Genomic DNA, 7,291 nt, shown 5'->3' with positions numbered 1-7,291 from the left:
TGCGCCGCAATCGCGACGACGAAAACCGCTCGGCCGGAGCCGGTTTCGATCGGGACCGGTGGAGTGTGCTCGCCCGGCAGATCGGGCTGATCGGCATCGCCGCGCCGGAGCTCTGGGGTGGAATGGGTCTGCCGGCCCCGTACGCCGTGGCTGCCGCAGAGGAGTGCGGTGCCGCGTTGTATCCAGGGCCGGCGCGGGCATCGGTATTGCTGGCGGCTGCGCTGGACGGGATCATCCCCGACGACGTACCGAGCCAATTACGTTCGGTGGTCCAGGATTTCCTGGTTGGTGCTGCCATCGCGGGGGTGGCCACCAACAGCAACGGCGCGCTCGCCGAGTTCAGTGACGGACGCGTGACCGGCCGGTTGGTCGCGGTCACCCACGGTACGGTGGCGGATCTCGTCGTCGGCGTCGTGGAATCCGTCGACGGTCCGGCGCTGGCGTTGATCGCGCCGGCGGTGCGGCCGACGCGGGTCGAACGGATTCCGGTGCCGACGGTCGACTTCGCGACGCCGCTGGCGGATGTGGTGCTGACCGAGGTGCCGGCGGTGCTACTCGGCCAGGACGGTGATGTCGCCGCACTGGATCGGTTCCGCACCTTCGAGGCGCTGCTCCTGGCGGCCGAGCAGGTCGGTGGCGCCGAGGGGTGCCTGGCCGGGATGGTCTCCTACGCCACGATGCGTGAGCAGTTCGGCAAGGTCATCGGCACCTATCAGGCCATCGCGCATCGGTGCTCGGACACCGCGATCGACGCGGCGTCGGCACGGGCACTGGTTGCGGCGGCCGCGGACGCCCTCGACGACGGCGATGACGTCGCGGCCCGGCAGCTGACCCTCCTGGCCCGTGCGGAGGCCGCGGACGGCTTCGTCGCGGCCTCCAACGCGTTCATCCAGGTGTCCGGCGGTATCGGATTCACCTGGGAGCACGACGCCCACCTGTACTTCCGGCGGGCCCGGGCGACGGCGGCGATCGGCGGAACCCCGGCCGAACTGCGCGACCAAGCGGTCGTCTCCGGATGTGTCGACCTTTTGGTCCGGGCCAGCGCCTGAGCGTTGTTCGATAGGGTGACCTCATGAGCACGACCGACCCGACCCAGCCGTACGTCACCATCGTCGAGGTGGCTCCGCGTGACGGTCTGCAGAACGAGAAGGTCGAGCTGTCCACCGGCCAGAAACTCGAATTGGTGCAGCGCGCAGTTCGTTTCGGTGCACGCAACGTCGAGGTGACGAGCTTCGTGCACCCCAAGAAGGTACCCGCCATGGCCGACGCGGAGGATCTCGTCGGGCTGCTGCCCACCGACGACGGGATCACCTATTCGGCGCTGGTGCTCAACGAACGCGGACTCGACCGTGCCATCGCCGCGGGAGTGGGCGAGATCAACGCGGTAGTGCACTGCACCGACACGTTCAGCGGACGCAACCAGGGCACCGACGTCGACGGTGGCGTGCAGATCTGGCGACGGATCGCCCGCTCGGCACGCGACGCGGGAGTCACCGCCAACCTGACCATCGCGGTCGCGTTCGGGTGTCCGTTCGAGGGCGAGGTGCCGGTGGATCGTCTGCGGTCGATCCTCGAACGGGTGCTCGAGGAGCCGCCCACCGAACTGTCCCTCGCGGACACCATCGGTGTGGCGGTGCCGCGTGATGTCCGAGATCGCTTCGCCGTCGCGGCTGAGCTGGTGCCGTCGGGCATGCCGCTACGAGCGCACTTCCACGACACCCGTAGCTGTGGGATCGGGAACGCGCTGGCCGCGGTCGAGTCGGGGGTGACGGTGCTCGATGCGAGCCTCGGCGGTATCGGTGGGTGCCCGTTCGCGCCGAATGCGACCGGAAACATCGCCACCGAGGACCTCGTCTACGCGCTCGACCGCAGCGGCATTGCGCACGGGCTGGACCCGTCGTCGTTGCAGGAGGCGGGCCAGTGGCTCGAGGACGTGTTCGGACGCAAGCTCCCGTCGTCGGTACTGCATGCCGGGGGTTTCCCGAGTCCGGTGACGGCCGGCTGAGCGCGCGCCCTGAAAGCCTCACTGGTGCCGGGCGGCGGGGTCCGAAGGGATCGAGCCGGTCAGTCCAACAACTTCTTCTGCACCTTCCCCATAGCGTTGCGGGGCAGCGCGTCCACGTAGCGGATCTCGCGAGGCCGCTTGTGATGCGAGAGTTCGGTGGTGACCAGGTCGATCAGTTCGGCGTCCGGAACAGGTTGGCCCACAACGTAGGCGACGATCCGCTGCCCGAGGTCGTCGTCGGGGACCCCGATCACGGCGACCTCGTCGACGGCCGGGTGACCCAGTAGCACGGTCTCGATCTCACCGGCACCGATGCGGAAACCGCCCGACTTGATCAAGTCGGTGGCGCGGCGCCCGACGATGCGGTGCATGCCGTCGGGGCCGATGACCGCCACATCCCCGGTGGCGAAAAACCCATCGGGAAGCCATGATTCGGCGGTCTTCTCTGGCTGGTTCAGATAACCTGCGGCCATCATCGGACCACGGACGTGCAGGTCGCCGACGCTCTCGCCGTCATGCGGGAGGTCGGAATCTCCATCGCGAAGCCGGGTTTCGACACCGCGCAGTGGCAAACCGACCCAACCCGGTCGGCGCTCACCGTCGGCACGGGTGCTCACGGTGATCATCGTCTCCGTCATGCCATACCGCTCGACGATCTCGTGGCCGGTGAGGTCGCGGATCTGGGAGAACACCGGGACCGGCAGCGGCGCGCTGCCGGACACCAGCAGCCGGGCCGGCGACAATGTCCGCGCCGCAGCCTGATCCGCCGCGACTCGGTGCCACACCGTCGGGACCCCGAAGAACATCGTCGCGCCCAGGTCCATCGCGTTCGCGTAGTTTTCCGGTGTCGGCCGCAGCGTGTGGATCAGTCGCCCACCGCGGCGTAGCGGCCCGAGCATGCCGAGGATCAGGCCGTGGACGTGGAACAGCGGGAGTCCGTGCGCGAGCGTGTCGTCGGCGGTCCATTGCCAGGCGTCGGCGAGCGCATCGAGTCCCGCGGCGATGGCATCCCGTGTGACCGGCACACCTTTGGGCAGGCCGGTGGTGCCCGACGTGTAGAGCACCAACGCGGTCGACGACCCTGCAGGTTCCGGATGCCGATGCCACGACCGGGCATAGCGCCGCACCGGGATCACCGGAAGTGTGGCGGCATCGGGACACGCACCCAACCACGCCTGGGCGCCCGAATCGGTGAGGATGTGTTCGAGTTCGCGGGCCCCGGAGTCGGGCGGCACCGGTACCGCCGTGACGCCGGCGATGAGGCAGCCGACGACGGCGAGCGCCGTGTCGACGGTGGGGTTGGCGAGCACGGCGAGGGTCTTGGCCCCGGCGATCCGCTCGGCGACTGCGGTGGCGGCGCCGACGAGATCCTCCCGCGACAGGTGGTCGTCGCCGAAGACGACGGCGTCGGGCAGATCGGGCGCGTTCGGTGTCAGCGTCGGGAACAGCACCCCATCACTCTCGCACCTTCGGTCGGCGTCGGGCCAGGAAGGTCCCGCCGAGCATCGGGCCGCTCACCGGCACCCATCGCCCGAACATCCATCCAGCTGCGCGAGCCTGTGGTCGAGTTGCGCGACGACGACGGCGTACCGCTCGCGACCGGCTGGGGTCTTGATCAGATTGGTCAGCTGCCACGGATCGGAGCGCAGGTCGTACAGCTCGTACTCCCGCTCGGCGAGAGGGCGCTCCCGCTCGTACCAGCGGACGTAGAGGTAGCGGTCGCTGCGGACCGCGACATAGGAGGGCACGTCCACGGCGTAGATCCCCGCCGTTCTGCGTCCAGGTATCGGCTCCTGGAAGATCCCGTCAAGTCCGAGGGCGCCCGCGCCGCCGTACTCGGCGAGGAAGTCGCGCCGCACCGGGCCGCCGCCGGCGAGGACCGGGGTGAGCGACTGTCCGTCGACCGCGTTCGGGATGGGGATACCCGCCCAGGTCAGGATCGTCGGCATCAGGTCGATCGTGGTGGCCATCGACGACGTCCGGGCCGGCCGCACCCCGGGCCCTGTGATCACCAGCGGAATCCGGATCGACTCCTCGTAGGGAACCATCTTCTGGGTCAATCGGTGGGCGCCCAGCGAATACCCGTTGTCGGAGGTGAAGACCAGGTACGTGTTGTCGAGCTGTCCGGTGCGGCTCAATTCGCCGACGATTGCTTCGACCATCTCGTCGAGCGCCTTCAAGGACCCGAGGCGGTTGGTGTTGTCGAGATCGTTGGTGGCCGCGATGGTCGCGGCGCGCACACCCGCGGTGTCGATCAGCCATGACGGCTTGTCCGAGACGTCGGCCTCCTGGAAGTTCGGCAGGTGATGCGCGGGCGTCCACGGGCTGCTCGCGAGATGACGCGGCGCGGCGGGCAGCGGGAAATGTGGGGCCGTGGACGCCGCGTACCAGAAGAACGGCTTCCCGCTGTGCGCCGAGGCGCGGATGAAGTCGACGGACTTCCGGGCGACCACGTCGGTCTCGTAGTCGTCGGGCCGGATGCCGTACGGGACCATCCGGCCGTTCTCGTTCAGCGTGTAGCCGTAGCCGGTGTACAGGCTGAGCGTCACACCGGCGTTCCAGTCGTCCCAACCGGGCGGGATGTGCGCGGGCGAGTTCTCGAGTCCGTTCAGGTATTTGCCGGCCATCCCGGTCCGATATCCGGCACCCTGCAGATAGGTCGCGATCGTCGAGCGTTCGTTGCCGTTGCGCACGAAGGAATCGAATCCACCGACGGGGCCGGCGTTGGTCAGCACACCGGTGTTGTGCCCATACTTGCCGGTCAACAACGACGACCGCGCCGCGCAGCAGATCGGCATCGGCGCGAAGCTGTTCGTGAACTCCATACCGCGACCGCGGAGCAGTCGGGCGGTACGCGGCATCGCTTGCCAGACATCCGTGGTTCGAGAGTCGAGATCGTCGGCGAGGATCACCACGATGTTGGGGCGCGGCGGTTCGGCGCGCGCCACACCGGAGGTGAGAACCGCTGCGACGGAGAGGAAAACGGCGACGATCAGTGCGACAATGGTCGCTCGACGGGGACGGACGGCAACGTGCGGTTCTCCGGTCACGGCTCTCCCCGGGTCGGTGTGTTCTTTGTATGAGGCTATCGGCACCGAGATGCGGGGCACAGTGTGGTTTTGATGAGAGTCCGTGACGAGGAGGTTCAGGCGCCGAACTCGATCACCAATCGTGCGCCGCCCAGCGGACTGTCGGTGAAGTAGGCTCGTCCGCCGTGCAGTTCGGCGGTCTGCGCCACCAGTGCGAGACCCAGCCCCGAACCCGGGCGGTGGGCCGACGAGCCGCGCGCGAAACGCTCGAACACTTGAACACGCTCGGCCGGGTCGACGCCGACCCCGTCGTCGTCGACGGTGACCGTCACCGTGTCGGCGCTTCGGCGCGCCGCGATCGTGATCCGGTGCGCCTGGCCGTGTTTGGCGGCATTCGCGATCGCGTTGTCGAGGGCCAGACGGATACCCGACGCCCAGCCGACCATGGGGACTTGTTGGTCGCCGACCACCTCGACGGAGACCTCGGGGTGGCGGCGCGCGGCGTCGGCGGCCGCCTCGTCGGCGACGTCGAGGACATCGAGCGGTTCCCCCGGGCCGCGGTGCAGGTCACCGGCCGCCAGGTTCTCCAGAGCCTGCAGGGTGTTCTCGACGCGGACCTGGGAACGCAGCAGATCCTGCAGCACCTCGCCACGTTCGTCCGTGCCCAGACGACCGGAGCCCAGGACCTCGAGGTCGGTGCGCATCACCGTCAGGGGAGTGCGCAGCTCATGCGCCGCCGATGCGGCGAACCCGCGGGCGGTCTCCAACGCGGCGGTCGTCTCGCGCTGCGCCTCGCTGATCCGGTCGAGCATTCCCCGGATCGCATGCTTGAGCTCATCCGATTCCCGTGCGCCGGTCGGCGAATCGTCGATCTCCGGCGGCGTGGCTCCGACCTGCCCGGTCAACCGGGCCAGCGGCCGCACCGCGCGTCCGCCGAACAGCCAGCCGAGCACGCTCGCGGCCGCGATGGCGACCAGCCCGGTCAGCCAGACGCGTCGCTGCTGGGTCCGGGTCACCGTTCGGGTCGTCGATGTCGGTGCGGCCACCGAGATCGTGACACTGTCCGCGCCGTCCGGGGGCCCGGCCGACGCGACAAGCATGCGGTACTCACCCTCGTCGAGGGTGATCGTGCGGTATCCGACGGGTTCCTCGGGAACCTCCGTCGGGGTGCTCGCGACGAGCGTGCCGTCGCGGCGGATGGTGGCTCCGAAGGCCCCCACGTCCCCGAATCGGCCCAGATTGTCCTCGATCACGTCGAGGTTGAGGCTGACCAACCGCGATGCGGTCAGCAACTGCCGATCGAGTTGGTTGAGGTTGTTGCGTTCGATGGCCAACGACAGGAACGCACCGAGGGTGCCGACGATGATCAACGCGCCGATCGCGGTCGCGAGGGCCACACGGGTACGTAACGAGACCGGGCGTCGTCGTCGGGTGACTCCCGAATCGCTCACGGCGTCGGTGCCCGCAGGATGTACCCGATACCGCGGACCGTGTGGATGACGCGCGGAGCATCGCCGATCTCGGTCTTGCGACGGAGATAGCCGACGAAGACATCGGCGACATTCGTGTCGGTGGCGAAGTTGTATCCCCACACCGTTTCCAGCAGTTCGGCGCGGCTGAGCACCCGATCCGGGTTCTCGGCGAAGGTGGCCAGCAAGTCGAACTCGCGTCGGGTGAGCGTGATTTCGGTGTCGCCGCGAAACGCGCGGCGTGCCGGCAGATCGATGCGCAGCGTGTCGACGACGATGTCGCGCGGGCGAAGGCGTTGTCCGAGCGGTTCGCCGCGTCGCCGGCGCAGCAGCGCGCCCAGTCGCGCGGTGAGCTCGGCGAGAACGAACGGTTTGACCAGATAGTCGTCGGCGCCGGCCTCGAGGCCGGCGATCCGGGACTCGGGAGAACTGCGCGCACTGAGGACGCAGATCGGGACGGTGCTGCCGCGATCACGCAGCTCGCTGATGACGCTCATCCCGGATCGATCCGGCATCGTCATGTCCAGCACGACCGCCTCGATCCGATCGTCGTCGAAGACCTCGAGTGCGTGGACACCACCGGTGGCGACCTCGACGTCGAATCCGAACAGGCGCAGGCCACGCTCGAGCGAGATCCGCACCGCTTCGTCGTCGTCGACGATCAGGACGCGGGCACGCGGTTCGGGCCGGGGCGGTGGGGTGTCGTGGTGTGCGTCGGTCTCGGCGAACATCGGACCTCCGGTGTGCGGGACGCGGTGCGGGGTGGCCGCTGTGTCGGGCCGTGTGGC

The 7,291-nt window shown here is 68.8% G+C and carries 6 protein-coding genes; 2 read left to right on the top strand and 4 right to left on the bottom strand.

What is annotated here, in order from left to right; translation table 11 throughout:
• The coding region (locus GORHZ_RS27585) for an acyl-CoA dehydrogenase family protein (RefSeq protein ID WP_006339091.1) at positions 1-1,049 on the top strand (1,049 nt) is incomplete at its 5' end.
• A gap of 23 nt (positions 1,050-1,072) precedes the next feature.
• The gene (locus tag GORHZ_RS27580) at positions 1,073-2,005 is read left to right on the top strand and encodes a hydroxymethylglutaryl-CoA lyase (protein ID WP_006339090.1); all 933 of its coding nucleotides are present in this window, start codon (positions 1,073-1,075) and stop codon (positions 2,003-2,005) included.
• 59 nt (positions 2,006-2,064) lie between these two features.
• On the opposite strand, the gene GORHZ_RS27575 is transcribed toward GORHZ_RS27580, so the two are convergent.
• From GORHZ_RS27575 to GORHZ_RS27560, 4 genes are all read right to left on the bottom strand, one after another.
• Positions 2,065-3,456: an acyl-CoA synthetase gene (locus GORHZ_RS27575; protein ID WP_006339088.1), complete on the bottom strand. Its 1,392-nt coding sequence runs from the start codon at positions 3,454-3,456 to the stop codon at positions 2,065-2,067.
• A 63-nt stretch (positions 3,457-3,519) separates the two neighbouring features.
• Complete coding sequence (locus tag GORHZ_RS27570; protein ID WP_157205381.1) at positions 3,520-5,055, bottom strand: sulfatase family protein; 1,536 nt, start codon at positions 5,053-5,055, stop codon at positions 3,520-3,522.
• Between the two features lie 95 nt (positions 5,056-5,150).
• Entirely contained in the window at positions 5,151-6,485 is a 1,335-nt protein-coding gene (locus GORHZ_RS27565; RefSeq protein WP_245551534.1) for a sensor histidine kinase, read from the bottom strand.
• Positions 6,482-7,234: a response regulator transcription factor gene (locus tag GORHZ_RS27560; protein ID WP_006339082.1), complete on the bottom strand. Its 753-nt coding sequence runs from the start codon at positions 7,232-7,234 to the stop codon at positions 6,482-6,484. The genes GORHZ_RS27565 and GORHZ_RS27560 overlap by 4 nt, the downstream gene beginning before the upstream one ends.
• Between the last annotated feature and the right edge of the window lie 57 nt (positions 7,235-7,291).

The sequence above is a fragment of the Gordonia rhizosphera NBRC 16068 genome (assembly GCF_000298195.1).
Taxonomy (GTDB): Bacteria; Actinomycetota; Actinomycetes; order Mycobacteriales; family Mycobacteriaceae; genus Gordonia; species Gordonia rhizosphera.
Note: the sequence above shows the minus strand (reverse complement) of the source record. Positions and strands in the feature narration are given on the sequence as shown.

Coding starts and splice junctions, on each gene's coding strand:
- GORHZ_RS27560 (WP_006339082.1), bottom strand. CDS start 7,234: ATGTTCGCCGAGACCGACGCACACCACGACACCCCACCGCCCCGGCCC.
- GORHZ_RS27580 (WP_006339090.1), top strand. CDS start 1,073: ATGAGCACGACCGACCCGACCCAGCCGTACGTCACCATCGTCGAGGTG.